The sequence below is a fragment of the Streptomyces sp. NPDC093065 genome, assembly GCF_044754585.1.
Classification (GTDB): Bacteria; Actinomycetota; Actinomycetes; order Streptomycetales; family Streptomycetaceae; genus Streptomyces.
The window spans coordinates 330,209-350,597 of sequence record NZ_JBIVPJ010000003.1; the positions used below are offsets into that span (position 1 = coordinate 330,209).

The following is a 20,389-nucleotide window of genomic DNA, read 5'->3' on the forward strand; positions in this document are numbered from 1 at the left end:
TGGCCGCTCGCCGGGACGTGATGCTCACGCGGGGACGCTATCGCCGCCCCCGCGCCGGTGTCAGGAGCCGCCGAGGCAGAAGGAGCTGCCCGAACGGGCAGGGCCGACGGTGTCCGGCGCCCCGATCGCCACTCCTCGGACGGAGCGTCACTGTCCGGGCGGCCCGTGCCGCCCGGACGAGAGCGGCACGGGGCGGACGGCGAGGACCGCGATGTCGTCCTCGCCGTCCGCCCCCAGGCCGATCAGCAGCTCGTCGCAGAACGTGTCCAGGGGCTCGTGGGCCAGGTCGGCGGCGTGCCGGCGCAACCGTTCCAGGGCGTCGTCGAGGGGCTCGTCGCGGCGCTCGACGAGGCCGTCGGTGTACAGCAGGAGCGTCGAGTGGGCCGGCAGCGCGTCACCGGCCGTGCTCCGGGATGCCTCGGGGTCCATGCCGAGCAGCAGGCCGGCGCCGCCGTCGAGGTAGCGGGAGCGGCCGTCCCGGGTGGTGAGCAGGGGCGGCAGATGCCCGGCGGAGGAGTGGGCCAGCTCCCAGGGGCCGTGCGCCGGCCCTTTGATCAGCCCGTAGACACAGGTGGCGGTCGCCACCCGGTGCAGACTGTGGTTGGCCAGGTCGAGCCGGCGCAGCACCTCGGCGGGCGGCTCCTGACGGTCCATGGCGATGCCCCGCAGCATGCTGCGCAACTGGCTCATCTCGATGGCCGCCTCCAGGTCGTGCCCCGTCACGTCCCCGATGACGACCGCGGTGTCGCCGCCCGGCAGGACGAAGCTGTCGTACCAGTCGCCGCCGACCTGCGCGGTGGTCGAGGAGGCGGCGTAGCGGGCGGCCATCCGCAGGCCCGCCACGTCCGGCAGCACCGGCAGCAGGGAGCGCTGGAGCCGCTCGGCGATGGAGCGGGTGTCCTGGTACAGACGGGCGTTGTCCACCCCCAGGGTGAGACTGTGGACCAGGTCGTCGACCAGGTCCAGGTCCTCTTCCGCGAAGGGACGCCCGCCCGGCGCGCGGGCCAGGGTCAGGGCCCCGAAGATCCTGCGGCGGGCCCGCAGCGGAGCGACGACGGCGCTGCCGGCCCCCAGCTCCCGGAACAGCGCCACGTACGCCCGGTCCAGCGCACTCTCGGTCTGCCCCGGCTGCGGGGCGTCCGTGAGCAGGAGCGGCCCGGCGCCGCGCAGCACCCGGGCCAGCGGGCCGCGAGACTCCTCGGAGAGTGCCGGGAGCCTTCCCTCGTAGGCCCCAGGGCGCAGGGCACGGGGGTCCCGGTGGACGACGCAGGCCCGCTCCACCCGTGCGTCGTCGGTGAACAGGTCCACCGCGCACCAGTCGGCCAGCCGCCGCGTCAGCAGCCGGCCGGCGCGCTGCAGCCCCTCGTCCAGGTCGAGCGTGTTGTTGAGCTGCGCCGCCAACTCGGCCAGGAGGCCGAGCCGGTCCAGTGCCGACAAGCCCCGTCGGGCATCGGCCGTCCGGGGGCCGGTCTCCGGGACGCCCGGTGATCCGCCACCGTCGGGCTCCCCGGTGGCCGCCTCCTTGATCCGGCCGGGAGTCCTCGGCACGTCGAGGAACGTGGTCGCCCGCGGGACGAGCTGGGCGACGAAGACGGTGCGGCCGTCGGCCGTCTCCTGGGTCTGGACGAACAGCCGGACCGGCACCAGTCGGCCGTCGCGATGCAGTGCGGGCAGCGGCACGGACCGTCCCACGATGCGGGTGCGACCGGTGAGCAGCATGGAGGAGAACGCGGAGGTGTGCCGTTCGCGCAGGTGCTCGGGGACGAGCGTGGTCAGGCGGCGTCCCACGAGGTCGTCCGGGCCCCAGCCCAGCAGGTCCGCCGCCGCCCCGTTGGCCGCGACGATGCGATTGCCCTCGTCGGCGGCGACGGTCGGCATCCTGCTGGCCCGTACCTGGCCGACGTCCCACGGCACGAGTTCGGTGGAGCTGATCTCCGGATCGCGCGGGACCACGGTCCAGGCGGTGGGCGGGTCCCCGGTCAGCTGTCCGGCCATCTCGTCGAAGAGCCACTCCTGGAAGGCGCGGCCCCGGGGCAGGGTCGGCAGAGTGAGCAGCCGCTCCTGGCGCGCACGCTCCTCGGCCAGGTCGAGCACGCGGCGCAGCACCCTCAGCGCCGGCACGGCGCCGGCCGGCAGCGGCAGCCGCAGGGTGTTCAGACCGGACTCCGCGACCGCCCCCTCCAGAGCGGCTGTCACACCGGCACTGATCAGGTTGTTGGCGTCGTTGGCCACCACGAGGTCCTCGGGAGACACCCCGAGAGGGTCTCCCGCCGCCGCGGCCAGCGTCAGCTCGCGCAGCACGACGTGCCGGTGCTGGCGGCCCGCCCGTTCCAGGGCGGCCGGCACGTCGACGAGCGTCACCGTCCGCTCGTCGGGCCGCGGCGGCCCGGCCGCCTCCCACCCGGACGACGGCGGCGGCGGACCGTCGTGCCACAGCTCGAACCACACCGTCTTGCCCGCCCCGCCGCTCTCGGTCCCGTACCGCGAGGCCAGCTGCTCCACCAGCGCCAGGCCCTGGCCGGTGCCGGCGTACGGCGAGCAGTGCTGCGGTACGGGTCCACGGCCGGGCCGCCGGTCGCCGACCCGTACGCGCACCCGCCCGTCGAGCCGTGCCACGTCAACCTCGACCTCGGTGCGGGCGTGCAGCACCGCGTTGGTGACCAGCTCGCCGGCCAGGAGCCGTGCCGTGTCCACCAGGTCCCGGGCGGCGCCGTCCAGTGCGCTGCGCACGAACCCACGGGCCGCCGCCACGCTCTGCGGCCCGTAGGGAAAGCGCCGTGACACCGCCGCCGGCGGATCGGGACAACCCATGACCTCAGTGTGTGCCCCACCCGGCCCGCTCCGCAGCGCGCGCCGCCCGGGCACTCCGCGTTCCGGGGGCGTTCCCGTCCGCCGGCCGGGTGACGCACCGGGTGAAACGCGGGGTGGGAGCACGGCGGTGGGGCGGGGGTGAAAGGTGCGCGCCGGTCGCCGCGCACCGGGTCTGGCAGGCGGCCGGTTACTCCGATAGCTTGCTGGTGCGGCCCCGCGTTCTCCCCCGTACGCGGGGCCGCACCAGCGCGGCCCGGCTCCGGCCGCGCCGGCCGGCTCAGAAGGCGAGTGCGCCCCGCAGCCCCGGCTGCAGCCGGTCCCGGTGGGCGCGGACCATGTCGTCGCACAGCCGCCAGATCTCCTCGACCCCGAGGGTCGCCGCCGTCGCCGGATCGGCCATCGCCGCGTGCCTGATGTGCCGCGGGTCGTCCTCGGTGGCCGCCCGCACCACCAGGTCGGTGGTGCTCAGGTAGGCCCGGTTGAGGGCCGCGAGCTGCGGGGGCAGCTCGCCGACCCGGGTGGGCTGGATGCCCGCGGAGTCGACCAGGCACGGCACCTCGACGGCACCCCGGGCGGGCAGGTTCTCGATCAGACCGTGGTTCGGCACGTTGCCGTAGACCGTGCGGGGCGTGCCGGTCACGATGCTGTGGATGATCTGCGGCGCGTACTCCATGGTGCCCTCGACGGTGAGCGGCGCCCCGCACGCCAGCGCGTCGCGGGTGCGCTCGTACTCGGCCACGTTCTCGTCCACGATGCCCAGGTAGGCGCCGACGGGCAGCCGCAGCCGGTCGATCTCGCTGTCGTGGTGCAGGTACCAGGGCACGTACTCGGACGAGTGCTCGCTGGTCTCCGTCGGGTAGTGGCCCAGGCGCCGGTACATGTCCATGCGGACCCGGCGGCGCAGCTGGGGGTCCTCGGCGATCAGGGCGTCCAGGCGCGGGTGGAGATCCTCGCCCCCGTGCTCCAGGCGCAGCACCCAGGCCTGGTGGTTGACGCCCGCGGCCCGGTAGGTGACCTCCTCGTACGGCACCTTCAGCAGCTCGCACAGGCCCTGGACCGTCCAGTAGACGGAGTGGCACAGCCCCACCACCCGCGTCAGGCCGGTCGCCTCGGCGAGGTACTGGACGTTCATCGCCATCGGGTTGGTGTAGTTGAGCAGCCAGGCGTCCGGACAGACCTCGGCGATGTCCTGCCCGAGCGCCCTGAGCAGAGGGAAGGTGCGCAGCGCGCGGAAGATGCCGCCGACGCCGAGGGTGTCGCCGATGGTCTGGCGCAGCCCGTACCGGGCCGGCACCTCGAAGTCGGTACGGGTCGCCTCGCCCATGCCGACCTGCACGATGTTGATGACGAAGTCGGCACCGTCCAGGGCCTCGCGGCGGTCGGCGTGCGCGGTGACGCGGGGCCGGGCGCCGCGTTCGGCGGCGATGTACTCGGCGGCCGCCCGGGCGGTGGCCAGGCGCTCCGCGTCGATGTCGTGCAGCGCGATGTGCGCGGACTTCAGCTCGTCGAACGCGAAGAGGTCGGCGAGCAGACCCTGGGTGAAGACGACGCTGCCGGCTCCGACGAAGGTGATCTTGGGCGCGGTCGGGTGGGCGGTGCTCATGCGGGGTTCTTTCCGTTGCGGGTGACCTGGGCGAACGCTTCGTCCCAGGTGGGCTGGGCGGTGGTGCCGCCGTGCGCGCGGGTGGACAGCGCGCCGCAGACGGCGGCGAGTTCCAGGGCCTCGGGCAGGGCGAGCCCGGCGAGCAGCGCGGCGACGAATCCGGCGTCGAAGCTGTCGCCGGCGCCCACCGTGTCGACCGGCCGGGCCGGGATGCCGGGCGTGGTGAGCAGAGTGTGCCCGTCGTGGCACAGGGCTCCCTCGGCGCCGTTCTTGACGACGACCGTGGGCCCCCGGCCGGCGAGCGCGGCGGCGCACTTCCCGAGGTCCGGACCGTCGAACCCGGCGAGCCGCCGGGCCTCGGCCGCGTTGGGCAGCAGATAGTCGGTGTGCGGGAGTACGGCGTCCGGCCCGGCCGGGTCCCAGCGGCCGGAGGGGTCGTCGTTGGTGTCGAGGGACGTCGTGGCGCCGTGCGAGCGTGCCGTGCGCAGCAGTTCGGGCAGACCGGTGGCGAGAGCGGGCAGCAGGAAGTACGACGCGGCGTGCACGTGCCGGGCGGAGGCGAGCAGCGCGGCCGGGACGTCCGCGGCCGTCGTGGCCGGCAGCGTGCCCGGGGCGGTGACGATGGCTCGGTCGTCGCCACGGGTGAGCACGACGGTGAGCGGGGTCGGCAGCCGGGGATCGACGAGCAGGGCACCGGTGTCGACCCCGTGCGCGTCGAGGGTGTCGCGGACGTAGCGTCCCGCGTCGTCGTCGCCCACCCGGCCGGCGAACGCCACCCGCAGGCCGAGGCGGGCCGCTCCGCACGCCATGATCGCGGCGGAGCCGCCGAGCGTGAGGGCGCCGTCCGGGACGAGTTGTTCGCGCTGTCCGAAGGCGAGGGGCGCGTCCAGCGGCCCCACGACGACGTCCGGATTGGCGTCGCCGACGACGAGCAGGTCGAAGCTGTGCGGCATGGGTCTTCCCTGGAGTGACGGCGGACGGAGGGCGGGCGGTCAGCCCTTGAGCCCGCTGGAGGTGATCGACTGGATGAAGGTCTTCTGCGCGCCGAGGAAGGCGAGCAGGACCGGCAGCACGGTGATGACGTTGCCCGCCATCACGGCCGCCCACTGGGTGTGGTGCTGCCCCTGGAACGTGGTCAGGCCCAACTGCAGCGTGTACTGCGTGTCGTGGTTGATGGCGATCAGCGGCCAGGTCAGGTCGTTCCACGTGGTCAGGAAGGTGAGCACGGCCACCGTGGCCAGCGCCGGACGGGACAGCGGCAGCACGATCCGCCACAGCACCCGCAGCCGTGAACAGCCGTCGATCCAGGCGGCCTCCTCCAGCTCCCTGGGCAGCGAGAGGAAGAACTGCCGCAGCAGGAACACCGCGAACGGCGTGACCAGCGACGGCACGATCAGCGCGCCCAGGGTGTCGATGAGGCCGAGCTTCTTCATCACCAGGAACGTCGGGATCATCGTCAGCTGGAACGGCACCGCCATGGTGGCCAGCATCAGCCCCAGCAGCACCCGGGAGCCGGCGAACCGCATCCGGGCGAACGCGTACCCGGCGAGCGAGCCGAAGACCAGGTTCGCGGCGACCGTGACGGCGGAGACGACCAGGGAGTTGACGAACCAGCGCGGGAACATCGCGTTGCCCAGCACGTACCGGTAGCCGCCGAGGTCGATGCCGGACGGCCACAGAGCCGGTGGGAACCGGTTGATCTCCGCGTTGCTCATCACCGAGCTGAGCACCAGCCACACCAGGGGCACGGCGAAGACCAGGGCGAGCGGTGCGAGCAGCAGGTGCCAGGGGCTGAACGGGAGCCGCGGGCGGCGCCGTGCGGTGGTGGCGGGCGGCGTCGCCAGGGCGTTCGCGGTGTCCGGCCGGGTGGAGGTCGCCGTCATGACCGGGCCCCTTCGAGACGGTGGCGTCCCCGACGCCGGACGAGACGGACGGCACCCGCGACCAGCGCGAGGGCGACGGCCAGGACGTACGCGGCCGACGCCCCGTACCCGGCGGTGGCGTTCTTGAAGGCCTGCTCCCAGATGAAGTAGACGATCACCGTGGTCGAGCCGAGCGGGCCGCCCTTGGTGGTGACGTAGACGAGGTCGAAGACCTGGAGGGACTGGATGGCCTGCCACAGCACCAGGAAGACGGTGACCGGGGTGAGCGTGGGCAGGGTGACGTGGCGCAGCAGGTGCCGGCGTCCGGCGCCGTCGAGGCGGGCGGCCTCGATCAGGGACTGCGGCACGTCCTGGAGGGCGGCGAGGTAGACGACGACACAGAACCCGGTGCCGCTCCACAGGGTGATCGCCACCAGCACGAGCAGCGCCTGCGAGGGATCGGACAGGAAGCCCTGCGACGAGACGCCGAGGCGGTGCAGCACCGAGTTGGCCGCGCCGAACTCCGGGTCCAGGATGAACGAGAACAGCACGCCCTGCGCGGTCGCCGACAGTACGAACGGGACGAAGATCAGGGTGCGGTAGAGGCCGACCAGGCGGATGCGCCGGTTCAGGACCAGGGCGAGGGCCAGGCCGAACAGCAGGCTCAGCGGTACGTACAGGACCGTGTAGAGCAGGGTGTTGCGGACCGCTTGGCTGAAGTTCGGGTCCTGGGCGAGGGCACGGTAGTTGTCCAGGCCGACCCAGCGGCTTGGCGTCACCAGGTCGCTGGCCTGGAAGGACAGCAGCAGCGACCAGACGACCGGGACAATGCTCAGGCCGAGGACGATCAGGACCGCCGGCGAGACGAACGCCCAGGCGGCGGTGGTCTCGCGGCGGCGCTTGCGGCGCAACGGGCGGGGGTCCGGCGGCGGGCCCTCGACGGTGATGGGGCGGGGGAGGCGCGGCATGGCGGTGTGGCTCCTCAACGCGGTATGAGCAGGGCGGCGTTGGCGTCGTCGGCGCAGGCCCGCAGCGCCTTCTCGGGCGTGCTGCGCCCCAGGAGCACGGCGACGACCGCCTGCCCCAGCGCCTGCGAGACCTCCGGGTACGCCGGGTGGACGGGACGCACCCGCGCCGTCTCCAGTGCTTTGGTGAACACGTCCAGGCCCTCGGTGCGGGCGACCTTGTCCCGCCACTGGGGCAGGGCCTCGGTGCGGCGGCTGAGCGGGAGACTGCCCGCCCGGATGTCCCAGCGCACGTCCTGCTCCGGCCGGGCCAGCCAGCTCAGGAAGGTACGGGCGGCCCCGGAGCGTGCCTCGCCGTTGTCGAACATCGTCCAGGTGTCGGGCCCCGAGATGGTGACCGGGCGCCCGCTGAAGGAGGGCAGGGGAACGACGTGGTAGTCGATCCGGGCGGTCTCGATGTCGGGCAGCTGCCAGGGGCCGGTGACCACCATGCCCATGCGGCCGGACTGGAACACCTGGTACATCTGTTCGCTGCCGGGCTTGGGATCGATGTACACGCTCTTGTCCCGCGCCAGGTCGGCCACCACCTCCAGCGCCCGGGCGCCGGTGCCGGCGAAGCCGATGCCCTTGCCGCCCTCGTCGACGACGTCGCCGCCCAGGTCCCAGATCAGCGGCCACAGACGCCACACGGTGTCCTCGTCGCCGGTGCCCGGCCAGCCCGTGCCGAACCGGCCCCGGCCCGACTCGGTGAGCGTGCGGGCGCAGGAGACGAAGTCCCGCCAGGTCCAGCCGGCCTTCGGCAGCGGCAGACCGGCCTCGCGGAACAGCTTCCTGTTGCAGACCACGGCGAGCGAGTCGAGCACCGCGGGGGCGGCCCTGACCCTGCCGTTGAGCGTGACGGCGTCCCTGGAGGCCGCCCAGTAGTTCTTCCACGGCACGGGCCCGGACCCGACCATGTCGGTGAGGTCCACGACCTGCGGGCCGCGGGCCACCCGGGCCAGGTCCGACCCGAAGATGTACGCGATGTCCGGGTAGGAACCGGCGGCGAGGGCGGCCGTCACCTTCTGCAGCATCACGTCCGACAGCACGCCGCCGCCCAGCTTCACCCTGATCTTCGGGTGCGACCGTTCGAAGTCGGCGACGAGGCCTTCCAGGACCTTCTTCGCCGTGTCCGCCTGGCCGTGCCACATCTCGACGGTGACCGTGCCGTCGGCCGCGACGCCGTCGTCCGTACCGGCCCCGCAGCCGGTCACCGCGGTGCCCGCGACCGCCGCGAGCGCGGCACCACCGCCGGCCCGCAGCACACCCCTGCGTGAGGGGCGCGCGGCACGTCGGACCGCATCCATCTGTACCTCCAAGGACTGGACTGGCCGTCGGGCGGTGTCAGCAGGTCTCACGGACGTAGCCGCTGCTGCCCTTCGGTGACACGTCCAGGTCGCGCCGGACGACGCTCAGTTCGTCGCCGAAACCCGCGCACGCCTTCGACAGGCCCTTGGCGGTGTACTCGACGACGATCACCCGGTCGCCGAACTCGGCCGTGTAGTCGCCGCACTCGTCCCACTCGCCGCACTCCTCGGCGACCGCGAAGTCCAGCCCGTTCTCCTCGCGGTTCGGGGCCAGTTCGACGGTGTTCTTCTGCCCGATGGCAAGTCCGTCGGAGTGCGCGCGCTGCGCGAGGAGCCTGATCAGCCCCTGCGCGTCGGCGGCGTCCAGCAGGTCGTCCGCGCGGGTGTAGCTGTCGTAGTTGTCCGGCTCGACGGCCTGGAAGCCCTTGTCCGCGCAGCCGTCGATCCAGGTGCCGACCTTCTCGGCGATGCGCTCGCGCTTGCCGGCGGTGCGGATGTCGAGGAAGGCCTCGCCCCAGTCGGTGTCGTAGACGACCTCGCCGTTCGCGTCGCGCAGCAGCAGGTCGTCGTCCCAGTCGCCCTCGGCGCCGGGCTGGGCCTGGAAGGCGTTGACGTAGCAGATGTTGTACAGGCCCGCCGCGGGGGAGGCCGAGTGGTCGCGGCTGACCACCTCCACGCCGGCCGGCGGGGTGTAGGCGCCGCCGATCTGGTAGTCGAAGCCCGCGTGCGCGGGGGGCGGGGTGTAGGCGGCCGCCTCGGCCCGGGCACCGCCCGGGACGAGGGCGGCGGCGGTGACGAGGACGGCGGTGGCGCCGAGGCCGGCCAGCACCGGCTTCCTTCGGGTGTGCGCCTGCGTACGGCTCATGGTTCGAGCTCCGGAGGATGGTGGGCACGTCCCCGCCTCGGAGGCGCGTGGCCGTCCTGGCGACTCAGTCCGGGCTCCTGGCGCGAAGCCAGCTACCGGCTGGGCGTACCTCTGCCGCCGATCACACGGCATCGGCGTTGACCGGGAGTAAATCGACCGGATCCAGGCCCTGTCAAGAGTCCGAAGCGAGAGAGCGGGTGCGTGAATGTGATCGGAAAGCGCTCGGTTGTTGCAGAATCGATCACAATGTATCGGCCCGCGGTTGTCCGGGAACGATGCACGCGTACCAGGTGGGAGCCGTGATCGCACCGCCCCCACGGGGCTGGTAGCGTCGCGTGGTCGCGGCGGGCGGCGCGAGAGAGGTGTCGGTGCGTGGGAGAGCGGCAGGACCGTGAGTGGGTGGCGATGACGCCCGGCGACTTCGACCGGGACGCCCCACTGGTCCTCAACGTGAACACCGGGCCCGCCACCGTCCCGGCCGAGCCCGACGAGTACGGCACCGCCCCCCTGTTCGGGGAGACGGCACCGACACCCGGTACCCGGCCGCGCACCCGGCGGGGACGGCCCGCGGCCGGTCAGGAACGCTTGTTCTGACCGCCCCCGCTCGGGGTCACGAGGCGGGCACCTCGTCCACGAACCCGGTCCCGGCGGCGCGGTACCCGGCGACCCTCGCGGCGACCTCGGCCGGGGTGAGCACCCGGTCCTTGACGTGCAGGACGTAGTCGACCTGCTGGTCGTAGGCGCGCGGCGCCGCCGACGTCTGGCCGTCCAGGTCGATCAGCCACTGGTTGAAGTTGATCGACATCGGCCGCTCCGGCAGGTACTGCGCGTCGTGCGTGCCGAACAACTGCCCGTCCACGTAGTACGTGATGGCGCTGTCGTCGATCGTCACCACCAGATCGTGCCAGCCGGCGTAGCTGCCGCGCCGCTCGGAGTGCTGGTTGACGGCCTGCCAGGGATCCGGGTTGTAGGTCTCCCAGGAGGTCGTGTACAGGATGTCCGACGGTTCGCCCCACCCTCCGTTCGGCAGGTACTCGAAGTCGTACTCGGCGTAGTCGTCGGCCATCGGCGCCTTGAGGTCGTTGATGGTGAAGAAGGTCTGCACCAGGTGGTCCCCGTCGGGCCCGGACTTCGGTGTGTCGGCGAACTTGACCCGCGCCGCGTAGGTGCCGTCCTTGAACTTCATGGACTTGGTCAGCACCTCGGTCTGCGTGGTGGACGCGCCGGTGCCGGCCGTGGACGTCTCCAGGTTCATCACCGAGTTGCCGCCGGCGGAGACGAACGTGACCTTCGACGGGTCCCAGGTCGCGCCGGGGACGCCGGGCCCGCCGGAGTTGGAGCGCACGCTCCAGCCGTGCGCCGGGAGCGCCGGATCGGTGTGGGAGGCGTAGTCGAAGTCGTCGAACAGGGTCTGACCTCCACCGGGCGGGTCGGTCGGGTCCGTCGGGTCGGTGGGATCGGTCGGGTCCGTGGGGTCGTTGCCCTCCGGGGCCGCGCCCCAGAGGGTGGCGCCGGCCAGCTGGGCGGTGACCTTGTCCCAGTTCCCGTACGAGGTCTGGGCGCCGTTGAACGAGTAGTCGTCGGACTGCCGCAGCGTCTGCCAGTTGCTCTGGTAGAAGCGCAGCTGCAGGTCACCGGTGTCCGCCCCGGGCGCCAGGGTGCCGGCCGCCGAGGTGAAGCCGATCTCCAGGTAGCGGTCGGCCGTCGCCGTCGGGTTGCCCAGGGTGCCGAACGTGCCGGTGACGGCCGCGCAGCCGCGCACCGCCCAGGAGCAGGCGAAGCGGTAGGAGGCGTTCGGGGAGTCCGCCTTGAAGTAGTAGCGGATCTTCACCTGGCTCAGCTGCACCGTGGACGAGCCGGTGTTGCGGACCTTGAACCAGGGTTCCGACTGGTCGGCGGTGGCCCCGCTCGCGCTGGTGCGGTACTGGACGGCGAGCCCGTCGGCGGCGGGAGCGGCCTGGGCGGGAAGGGCGGTCAGGGCACCGCCGCCCAGGAGCACGGACAGGGCCAGCGCCAGGCGGGCACGGCCCGCGGTGGGTCGGTTCCTCATGCGGGATCCTTTCGGCACGGCTCCCGCCTGCGCGGGAGCGTCGATGGGTGGTGCGTGGCGTGGGGGAACGACTTGGGGAGGCCGGGCGGCGCGGCGGCGTGCGGGACGCCGAGGGCGTCCAGGCGGGCCCGGTGCCCGGCCAGCCGGGCGCTGAAGCCCGGCCAGTCCGGCGTGCCGCCCCAGACCCGGTCGGCGAGCGCGCACAGCCGCGGGTAGGTCAGGTACTCGATGTGCTCGGCAGTCCGTACGAACTCCGTCCACAACTGCCCCTGGGCGCCCAGCACCAGGGACGCTGCCTCCGGCGTCGGCGGCGCGAGGTCCACGTCGTGGACGGCGCGCAGGTCCACGATCCCGCCGGGCTGGGCGGGCGGTTCGCCCGGACCGGGGCCGCGCGCGTAGTCGAAGTAGGCCGCGCGGTGGTCGGCGTGGACGACCTGGTGCCCGCGCAGTGCCGCGGCCCGGGCGTGCGCGGGTTCCCGCCAGCTCATCACCGTGCAGTCCACGGGCAGGGTGACGCCGCTCTCGGCCCAGACGACCGGCCTGCGCCCCGCCCGCACCAGGTGCTCGGCGAAACGCGCGATGAACCAGGGATGCAGCGCGCGCGGCCCCGCCAGCCCCTCACGGGCGGCACGGGCCCGGGCCCGCGGGCTCCGCTCCCACTCCGTGGTGGGAACCTCGTCCCCGCCGATGTGGACGTACGGCGAGGGGAAGACGTCCATCACCTCGTCCAGCACGCTGCGGAAGAAGTCCAGGACGTGGTCGCCGGTGCCGAGGACGTTCTCGCACACGCCCCAGCGCGTCCACACGTCCAGCCGGCGTGCGGGGTCGGTGCCCAGCTCGGGGTAGGCGGCCAGGGCGGCGCGGACGTGTCCCGGCACACCGGTCTCCGGCAGTACGCTCACGCCGCGTTCGGCCGCGTAGCCGACCAGGTCCCGCAGCTCCGCCCGGGTGTAGGAGCCCCCGTGCGGCACGCCGTCGAAGCGTGCGCTGCCCGCGGGGCCCACCATCGACTCCGCGCGCCGGCCGCCGACCTCGGTGAGCCGGGGGTACGCGGCCACCGGCATCCGCCAGCCCTGGTCGTCGGTGAGGTGCAGGTGGAAGACGTTCAGCTTGTGCAGCGCCAGCAGGTCGACGTAGCGCCGCAGGAACGACACCGGCTGGAAGTGCCGGGCCACGTCGAGCATGGAGCCGCGCCAGGCGTGGCCCGGCACGTCGGTGATCTCCACGGCCGGCAGCTCCCACGGCACCCCGCGCACCGGCCGCGCGGACAGGGCGTCGTAGGGCAGGAGTTGCCGCACCGTCTGCACCCCGTGCAGGAGACCTGCCGGGCGGGCGGCCCGCAGCAGGACGCCCTTGGGGCTCACGGTCAGGCCGTACCCCTCGTCGCCGAGGCCGGTCAGGGCGGGGTCGAGGGCGAGGACGAATGCACCGTCGGCCGCGGAGTCCAGGCGCAGTCCGGTGGCCGGGGCGAGGAGGGTGCGCAGCAGGGTCGCGGCCGGACCTGCCCCCGGCGTGACCCGCAGCCGGGTCGTGCCGTCGAGACGGAAGCGGCCGGAGCGGGTGGACAGGCGGGTCGGGCGGGGCAGGAGGGCCAGTTCGGGGCGTGGCAGGTCCACGGGACGGCTCCGGTGTTCGGCGGTGCACGACGGTGGGGGAGAAGGACGCGGGGCGAAGGCGGGGACGGCGGACGCGGTCAGCCCTTGACGCCCCCCGAGGCGAGCCCGGCCGTCACATGCCGTTGCAGGGCGAGGAAGATGACCAGCGCGGGGAGGGCGAAGAGCGTGGCGGCCGCCATGGTGGCCCCCCAGTCGGTGCCGAAGGTCGACTGGAACGAGGAGAGCCACACGGGGAGCGTGCGGCTGTCCTGCTGCTTGATGATGAGGAAGTTGGCGTAAGTGAACTCGTTCCAGGCGGTGATGAAGCCGAACAGCGAGGTGGCCATGAGACCGGGAGCGAGCAGCGGGAACGCCACCCGGCGGAAGGCGCCGGCCCGGGTACAGCCGTCGACCTGCGCGGCCTCCTCCAGCTCCGGCGGGATGCCGGCGATGAATCCCCGCAGCACCACCACCGTGAACGGCAGCGTGATCATGAAGTAGATCAGCGTCAGCGTCGGCAGCCGGTCGAGCATCCCGGTGTCGCGGGAGATGATGTAGATCGGGATGATCAGCGACTCCCAGGGCGCCATCTGCGCGACGAACACCGCCAGCATGAACTGCCGGCGCCCGCGCCAGCGCATGCGGGCCACGGCGTAGGCGGCACCCAGGGCGACCAGCAGGGCGAGCAGGACGGCGCTGAGGGTGACCAGGACGCTGTTGCGCCAGAAGAGCGCGAAGCCGTCGGCACCCACCGCGTCGTGGAAGTGGTCCAGAGTCCAGGCGCGGGGCACCAGCCGGGGATCGTAGGACTGGATGTCCGTGGAGGGCTTGAAGGCCGTCGTGACCATCCAGTACACGGGGAACAGGCAGATGACGACGGTGAGCGCGGCGGCGGCGTTGAGCGGGAGGCGGCGCAGCACGCGGCGCAGCGGGGGACGCGGGGTGCTCACAGCTGCTCGCCCTCCTGACGGAACAGTTGACGGAAGTAGAGGACCAGGACGCCGCTCATCAGCAGGACCGTGAGCATCGAGGCGGCGGAGCCCAGGTCGTAGCGCTGGCCCGCCAGCGCGGTCTGCACGGCGTACACCGGCAGGATGGTGGTGGCCTCGCCCGGCCCGCCGCGGGTCATCACCCAGATCTGCACGAACGCCTTGAACGTCCAGATCACTTCGAGCGACAGGACCAGCATGAAGATCGGCCGGATCAGCGGGAACGTGACCGAACGGAAGACGCGCGCCGCCCCCGCCCCGTCCATCCGCGCCGACTCGTACAGCTCGGCCGGCACCGTGACCAGCGCCGAGTAAAGCGTGATCGCGGCGAACGGGACCGACTGCCAGACGATCAGCCCCACCACGATGCCGAAGGCGGCCCCGCCGTGCGCGAACCAGGGGTAGCCCTCGTACGAGTGGAACCCGAGGCCGGTGAGGGTCTCGTTGACGATGCCGAACTCGGAGTGGAACAGCCACTGGAAGACGGTGGTGGCCGCGACCACCGGCACCGCCCAGACCAGCACCAGGGAGCTGAGGACCACGGTCCTGGCCGCCCGGCCCAGCCGCTCGGTCATCAGCGCCACCAGGGTGGACAGCACCATGACGGCCACGACACCGACCGCCATGAAGACGAAGGTGCGGCGCACCACCTCCCAGAACTCCGGATCGCCGAGCAGGGTGCGGTAGTTGCGCAGCCCGACGAAGTCGGCGTCGCCCAGGATGAGCTGGCGCAGCCGGAAGTCCTGGAAGGAGATGAGGACGGCGCGGGCCAGCGGATAGAGCAGCAGGTACAGCATGCCCAGCACCGCGGGGGCGATCAGAAGGTACGGCCAGAGGGCGCCCCGTCCGGTCCCGCCGCGTGTGCCGGTGTGCCCGGCTGCTGCGGGCGGGCGCCGGCCGGCATCACGCGGCACGCTCCGCTCACGGACACTCGACACGTCGCCTCCTGGTTCTCGTGCTCGTCGTGGTGTGGGGGCGGCCGCGGTTCAGGAGTCGCCGCCCAGCGTCTCGGTGATGGTCCGGGACGCCCTCGCCGCCTCCGACTCGGCGTCCTTGCCGGTGAGTACGGCCGTCATGTACTCCTTGACCGGGTTCTTGGCCTCGACCGCCGCCCACTGGGGCGTGTTGGGCGTGGCGTGTCCGTTCGCGGCGCCGGCCGCCATGGCGGCGGTGCCCGGGTCGTCGGCGACGGCACCCGCCAGGGTGGTCTTGTTCGGCACGTAGCTCATGGCGACGGCGAGCTTCTTCTGCCACGCGTCACCCGTCAGTTCGCGGATGAGGGTGAACGCCTGGTCCTGGTGGGCGGCGACGGCCGGGACGACCAGGTCGGACCCGCCGGTGAAGACGGCTCCCGGACGGTCGGCGGTCTTGCCGGGGACGGGGAAGAAGCCCAGCTTTCCCTTGAGTTCCGGGTTCTTCTCCTCGATGACCCTGGCCCCGCCCGGTACCGCGATGATCTGGGCGACCTGCCCCTTCGCCATCACCTCCGCCTGCGGCGGCTGGGCCTCGTCCGAGTCCTTCGGGCCCTTTCCGAGGGCCTGGAGGCGCCGGTAGAAGTCCATCGCCCTCAGTGCCCCGGGGCTGTCGAGGCCGCCCTTCCACTCGCCGCCGGCCTTCACGGCCAGGTCGCCGCCCTCGTCCCAGACGAAGCCGGACAGGACGTACCAGTTCTGGCCCGGCAGGTAGATCCCCTGCGTGCCGTCCCTGTCGAGTCGGCGGGTGGCGGCGATCCACTGGTCCCGGGTCCTGATCCGCGAGGCGTCGACGCCGGCCTTCTCGAACAGGTCGGTTCGGTGGATGACGACCCGGTTGGCCGCGTAGTACGGGATGCCGTACTGCTTGCCGTCGTACGACCCGGGCTCCGCGAGCCCCTTCAGCCAGGCACCGCCGACCAATTCCCCGACGCGGTCCGAGAAGTCGGTGAGGCCGCCGCTCTGGGCGTACTGGGCGACCTGGGTGTTGCCGACCTCGATGACGTCGGGGGCGTCGTTGCTGGCCAGTGCGGCGGTCACCTTCTCGCCGATGCCCTCCCACTCCTGGATCTGGATTCTCAGGTCGATGTCGGGGTGGGCCTTCTCGAAGCCCGTCTCGAACTCCTTCTGGAACTCGGCCGAGACACTGTCGCGCATGAGCCACACGTCGAGAGCGGTCCTGCCGCCGTCGCCGTCCGAGGCGGCGTCGCCGGACGAGGAACAGGCGGTGAGCCCGGCGCCGAGCACCAGCGCGGAGAGCAGGGCGAGCGAACGGTACTTCACGGTTCACCTCTGGGAGAGCTGGAAGGGACGATGCACCCACACTTGACCAGTAAGGGGCACATGATTTACCAGTCGGCGTTGCACGAAGGTGGCATGGACCAATGAGGGCGTCAACCCCTCACGTACGCACGGGTTTTCGGCCCGTCGGACGACGGGAGTGGCTGGATCGTGACCGATCTGGACAGGTAAGCTCGGCTGACCAGTAGACCAGTCAGGGGAGTACTGCATGGAGATCGACGCCGCCGCCTCCGGTGCGGTGCTCAAGCGGGAGCGCGTCCGCGACGCCGTCCTGGAACTCATCGAGGAGAGGCGCCCGGGAGACGCGATCCCCTCGGAGCGCACCCTGTGCGCCGAACTCGGCGTCTCCCGGCCCACGTTGCGTGCCGCGGTCGACGAACTGGTGGTCGCCGGGCTGCTGGTGCGCGAACACGGACGGGGCATGTTCGTCGCCGCCGAGAAGATCACCCAGGAACTGGTCTCCGGCCGGCAGGCGTTCAGCCTCCCGCAGGCCTCCGGCGCCTGGACCAGCAGGCTCCTGGAGGTCAGCACCCTGCCCGCGGGCGCCCGGGTGGGCCGCAAGCTGCGCATGTCACCGGCGGCCCGGATCCACTACGTGGCCCGACTGCGTCTGGTCGACGGCTCGCCCATGGCCATCGAGTACCTGCACGTCCCCGCCGACCTGGTCTCTGACCTGACCAGTGAGGAACTGGAGCAGGGCGACCTGTACCAGCACCTGGGCGAGCGGCACGACGTCCTGGTCAGCGAGGCCGTGCAGTCCATCGAGCCCACCGTGGTCACCCGTGCGGAGGCCGACCTGCTCGACGTGCCCGAACTCTCCCCGGCGCTGCTCTTCGAGCGCCTGACCACCGACACCCGGGGCCGGCCCGTGGAGTACGTGCACTCCCTCTACCGGGGGGACCGCTACCGCATCGTCTCCCGGCTCACCCTGGGCCCGCGCGAGCCGGGACCACCCCTCGGCGAGGGGCACCATCCGGGCATTCCGCCGGGGGACTTCACCACCAAGGACCCCGTCACGCTCTCCACACGCGGGGTGGTGCAGGACGGGATGTAGCGGCGCTCCGGGCCCCCTGGAGCCTCCTTCGATCGGCACCCTCGGTGCGTGGAAGTGCTCGGAACTGCTTTGTATCGAGCATGTATTGACATGTCATGGCGGACCCCGCAGAGTCATGCCCCGACAGTGTTCGACAGCTCGACAGCTCGCCGTTGCCCGACACCGCCCCCACCGTGATGCGAACCGCCACGAGGAGTGTTGCCGTCATGTCCGAAACGCCCGCTGTCTCCCGCCGCCTGCTCCTGGGCTCCGCCGCCGCCACCGGCGCACTGGCGGCCGGAATCGGGGCCGCCGCCCCCTCCGCCTCGGCGGCCGGACAGGCGCCCCGCCGCAGGCCCGGCCAGAAGTCGATGATCGGCGTGCCCTTCGCCGCCCACCGAACCGTCCGCGTCGGGATCATCGGCCTCGGCAACCGGGGCGGGGGCATGATCACCGGCTGGGCGGCCGTGCCCGGCTGCACCGTGACCGCCGTCTGCGACATCCGCGCCGACCGGGCGAAGAGCGCCGCCGACCGCCTTGAGAGCAAGGGCAACCCGCGCCCCGCCGAGTACGGCGGCTCCGCCGACTCCTACGCCCGGATGCTCCGCCGCGACGACATCGACCTCGTGTACGTCGCCACGCCCTGGGAGTTCCACTACGAGCACGGCCGGGCCGCGCTGCTCAGCGGCAGGCACGCCGTCGTGGAACTTCCCGTCGCGACGGAACTGCGCCAGCTGTGGGACCTCGTGGACACCTCGGAACGCACCCGGAGGCATCTGCTCCTGTCCGAGAACTGCAGCTACGGCCGCAACGAGCTGGCCATGCTGAGGGCGGCGCACGACGGCCTGTTCGGAGACATCACCAACGGCCACGGCGGCTACCTGCACGACCTGCGCGAACTCCTGTTCTCCGACACCTACTACACCGACTCCTGGCGGCGCCTGTGGCACACCCGCAGCACCGCCTCCTTCTACCCCATGCACGGCCTGGCCCCGATCGCCGCCGCCATGGACGTCAACCGCGGCGACCGCATGACCACCCTGCGCGCCACCACGACGGCCCCGAGGGGACTGGCCGACTACCGGGCCCGCTTCGTCCCTCGCGACCATCCCTCCTGGAAGGAGACCTACATCAACGGTGACCTGGTCACCTGCATGATCGAAACGGCGAAGGGCAGGACGATCCGGGCGGAGCACGACGTGAGTTCGCCCCGGCCCTACAGCCGGATCAACACCCTCGCCGGCAGCCGCGGCATCGTCGAGGACTACGCGGGCCCCGCCCCGACCGGCGCCCGCATCTACATCGAACCGGACCACAGCGGAGACACCTGGCGCGACTTCGAGACCTACCGCAAGGAGTACGACCACTGGCTGTGGCGGCGGGTCGGCGACGACGCCGCGAACAACGGCGGCCACGGCGGCATGGACTACGTCCTGCAGTGGCGCACCGTCCAGCTGATGCGCGCGGGTCTGGTGCCGGACATCGACATCTACGACTCGGCCGCCTGGTGCTCTGCCGTACCCCTCAGCGTCACCTCGCTGGCCAGGGGCGGCCGCCCCGTCGAGATCCCCGACTTCACCCGGGGCGCCTGGCGGGAGCACAGGGCCGGCCTCGACTCCGCTCCCACCGACATGCCGCCCGTCGGCTGAGCGCGGCACACCGGCCATCGCGCCCGCAGGGCGCGCTACCGCGCCAGGACCTCCTCCGGGCCCATGACGACGACCGGTTGCTTGTCCGGGTCCAGGGCGGTCAGCAACGCGCGCATGTGCTCCTCGCTCAGGGACACGCAGGCGTTGGTCGGCCCGTCGTGGTCCACATGGATCCACACCCCGCCGCCCTTGTCCTCGCCCATGGGGCGGGTCTTGTCCAGCGGGGTGGTGCCGGGCACCCGGTTGTAGTCGATGGCGACCACGTAGTCGAACGACCCCTCCAGGGGCTCGCCCAGATAGCCGGTGCCCGACACGGAGAAGTCCGGATCCTCGTCGTAGGGGAGCAGGGTGCCCGGGTCGGGCAGCCGGCCCCCCGCGTCGCTGAGGCCGAAGACACCGATGGGCGTGTGCAGGTCGCCCGCCTCGTGGTCGTCGGTCCAGCCGCGCAGGCCGTTGTGGGCGGGCCACGGACCGGCGACCGCACGCCAGCCCTCGGCCGGATACTGCTCGTAGAGCACCACCCGGGCCTGCGACGAACTCCCGGTCTCGCCGGTGACTACGAGGGCCTGCCGGGTCCCGGCCGGGAGACGCTCCCGCATGACCGCCCCGACCCCGGGCAGCGGACGGGGGAAGGAGCGCGGGGGTGCGGGGCGCGGGGCCGGGGGCGGCGAGGCGGAACTCCCGGGTGCGTGCGCGTCCTGCGAGGAGGCGCCCGCGTGCTCCCGGGCGCAGCCGGTGGCCAGCACGCCGGTGCACATGACAGCGCCGATCACCAGGGCCAGCGCTTTCCTGACGGTCATATCGATCTCCGACTCCGTGAGTGGACTCTTCATAGCTAGACCACTTGTGGAACCGGGTTGTGCGGCCGCCTCGCCGTCTCCCCCGTATGGCGCAGCGGGGACCCGCACGGCGGTCGCCGAGGGCCCTGTTCGGCAACATGGTTCCCGCTCACCCCTCTTACTCACTGGTGAGGCTCGGACATGCCGTGTAGCGTCAGCAGCAGATGTCGTGGTTCGCCCAGACCGCCCGCGCCGGAGTGCGGGCGGTTTGCTGTGCAATGCCGGAGGACCAGGACGACCACCTCCGGGTTCGCGCGGTGCGGATCCGATAACGGCTGAAAGGCAAAAAGGCATGGCCAGCGGAACTGTCAAGTGGTTCAACTCTGAAAAGGGCTTCGGCTTCATCGCGCAGGACGGCGGCGGCCCCGACGTCTTCGCGCACTACTCCAACATCAACGCCCAGGGCTACCGCGAGCTGCAGGAAGGCCAGGCCGTGACCTTCGACATCACCCAGGGCCAGAAGGGCCCGCAGGCGGAGAACATCACCCCCGCCTGACCGGGAGACCGTC

General features: G+C 72.3%; 17 protein-coding genes. 4 read left to right on the top strand and 13 right to left on the bottom strand.

All coding sequences use genetic code 11. From position 1 onward, the window contains the following. Positions 1 to 147: 147 nt before the first annotated feature. From ACIQFU_RS07450 to ACIQFU_RS07480, 7 genes are all read right to left on the bottom strand, one after another. Entirely contained in the window at positions 148 to 2,811 is a 2,664-nt protein-coding gene (locus ACIQFU_RS07450) for a SpoIIE family protein phosphatase (protein WP_402549704.1), read from the bottom strand. A 277-nt stretch (positions 2,812 to 3,088) separates the two neighbouring features. Continuing rightward, positions 3,089 to 4,414, bottom strand: a complete 1,326-nt coding sequence (locus ACIQFU_RS07455; RefSeq protein ID WP_402549706.1) for an alpha-glucosidase/alpha-galactosidase — start codon at positions 4,412 to 4,414, stop codon at positions 3,089 to 3,091. After that, positions 4,411 to 5,367: a carbohydrate kinase family protein gene (locus tag ACIQFU_RS07460; protein ID WP_402549707.1), complete on the bottom strand. Its 957-nt coding sequence runs from the start codon at positions 5,365 to 5,367 to the stop codon at positions 4,411 to 4,413. The genes ACIQFU_RS07455 and ACIQFU_RS07460 overlap by 4 nt, the downstream gene beginning before the upstream one ends. Positions 5,368 to 5,406: 39 nt before the next feature. After that, positions 5,407 to 6,297: a carbohydrate ABC transporter permease gene (locus ACIQFU_RS07465; RefSeq protein ID WP_402549708.1), complete on the bottom strand. Its 891-nt coding sequence runs from the start codon at positions 6,295 to 6,297 to the stop codon at positions 5,407 to 5,409. Continuing rightward, positions 6,294 to 7,244 (bottom strand): carbohydrate ABC transporter permease, encoded by a 951-nt coding sequence (locus tag ACIQFU_RS07470; protein ID WP_402549709.1) that lies wholly within the window; start codon positions 7,242 to 7,244, stop codon positions 6,294 to 6,296. Before ACIQFU_RS07470 ends, ACIQFU_RS07465 begins: the two co-directional genes overlap by 4 nt. A 14-nt stretch (positions 7,245 to 7,258) precedes the next feature. Continuing rightward, a complete protein-coding gene (locus ACIQFU_RS07475; RefSeq protein WP_402549711.1) occupies positions 7,259 to 8,587 on the bottom strand; it encodes an ABC transporter substrate-binding protein in 1,329 nt (442 codons plus the stop codon). Positions 8,588 to 8,624: 37 nt separating this feature from the next. After that, entirely contained in the window at positions 8,625 to 9,452 is an 828-nt protein-coding gene (locus tag ACIQFU_RS07480) for an endo alpha-1,4 polygalactosaminidase (RefSeq protein WP_402549713.1), read from the bottom strand. A 372-nt stretch (positions 9,453 to 9,824) separates the two neighbouring features. Between ACIQFU_RS07480 and ACIQFU_RS07485 the strand changes: the two genes are divergently transcribed. After that, positions 9,825 to 10,046: a hypothetical protein gene (locus ACIQFU_RS07485; protein ID WP_402549715.1), complete on the top strand. Its 222-nt coding sequence runs from the start codon at positions 9,825 to 9,827 to the stop codon at positions 10,044 to 10,046. Between the two features lie 16 nt (positions 10,047 to 10,062). On the opposite strand, the gene ACIQFU_RS07490 is transcribed toward ACIQFU_RS07485, so the two are convergent. The 5 genes from ACIQFU_RS07490 to ACIQFU_RS07510 all read right to left on the bottom strand — a co-directional run bounded on the left by ACIQFU_RS07490 (position 10,063) and on the right by ACIQFU_RS07510 (position 16,341). Continuing rightward, positions 10,063 to 11,502, bottom strand: a complete 1,440-nt coding sequence (locus ACIQFU_RS07490; RefSeq protein WP_402549717.1) for a cellulose binding domain-containing protein — start codon at positions 11,500 to 11,502, stop codon at positions 10,063 to 10,065. Then, the gene (locus tag ACIQFU_RS07495; RefSeq protein ID WP_402549719.1) at positions 11,499 to 13,118 is read right to left on the bottom strand and encodes a beta-N-acetylhexosaminidase; all 1,620 of its coding nucleotides are present in this window, start codon (positions 13,116 to 13,118) and stop codon (positions 11,499 to 11,501) included. Before ACIQFU_RS07495 ends, ACIQFU_RS07490 begins: the two co-directional genes overlap by 4 nt. 77 nt (positions 13,119 to 13,195) lie before the next feature. Next, on the bottom strand, positions 13,196 to 14,047 hold the full coding sequence (locus tag ACIQFU_RS07500) for a carbohydrate ABC transporter permease (protein ID WP_402549720.1): 852 nt from the start codon (positions 14,045 to 14,047) through the stop codon (positions 13,196 to 13,198). Next, a complete protein-coding gene (locus ACIQFU_RS07505) occupies positions 14,044 to 15,024 on the bottom strand; it encodes a carbohydrate ABC transporter permease (RefSeq protein ID WP_402549721.1) in 981 nt (326 codons plus the stop codon). Before ACIQFU_RS07505 ends, ACIQFU_RS07500 begins: the two co-directional genes overlap by 4 nt. A gap of 48 nt (positions 15,025 to 15,072) precedes the next feature. Next, on the bottom strand, positions 15,073 to 16,341 hold the full coding sequence (locus ACIQFU_RS07510; protein ID WP_402549723.1) for an extracellular solute-binding protein: 1,269 nt from the start codon (positions 16,339 to 16,341) through the stop codon (positions 15,073 to 15,075). A gap of 226 nt (positions 16,342 to 16,567) precedes the next feature. Between ACIQFU_RS07510 and ACIQFU_RS07515 the strand changes: the two genes are divergently transcribed. Together ACIQFU_RS07515 and ACIQFU_RS07520 are read left to right on the top strand one after the other, a co-directional pair. Continuing rightward, positions 16,568 to 17,413, top strand: coding sequence for a GntR family transcriptional regulator (locus tag ACIQFU_RS07515; RefSeq protein WP_402549724.1), 846 nt, complete (start codon positions 16,568 to 16,570; stop codon positions 17,411 to 17,413). A 206-nt stretch (positions 17,414 to 17,619) separates the two neighbouring features. Continuing rightward, positions 17,620 to 19,041, top strand: coding sequence for a Gfo/Idh/MocA family protein (locus tag ACIQFU_RS07520; RefSeq protein WP_402549725.1), 1,422 nt, complete (start codon positions 17,620 to 17,622; stop codon positions 19,039 to 19,041). Positions 19,042 to 19,076: 35 nt separating this feature from the next. On the opposite strand, the gene ACIQFU_RS07525 is transcribed toward ACIQFU_RS07520, so the two are convergent. Further along, a complete protein-coding gene (locus ACIQFU_RS07525) occupies positions 19,077 to 19,841 on the bottom strand; it encodes a hypothetical protein (RefSeq protein ID WP_402549727.1) in 765 nt (254 codons plus the stop codon). Between the two features lie 331 nt (positions 19,842 to 20,172). Between ACIQFU_RS07525 and ACIQFU_RS07530 the strand changes: the two genes are divergently transcribed. Further along, positions 20,173 to 20,376: a cold-shock protein gene (locus tag ACIQFU_RS07530; RefSeq protein WP_003978336.1), complete on the top strand. Its 204-nt coding sequence runs from the start codon at positions 20,173 to 20,175 to the stop codon at positions 20,374 to 20,376. Positions 20,377 to 20,389 lie beyond the last annotated feature (13 nt).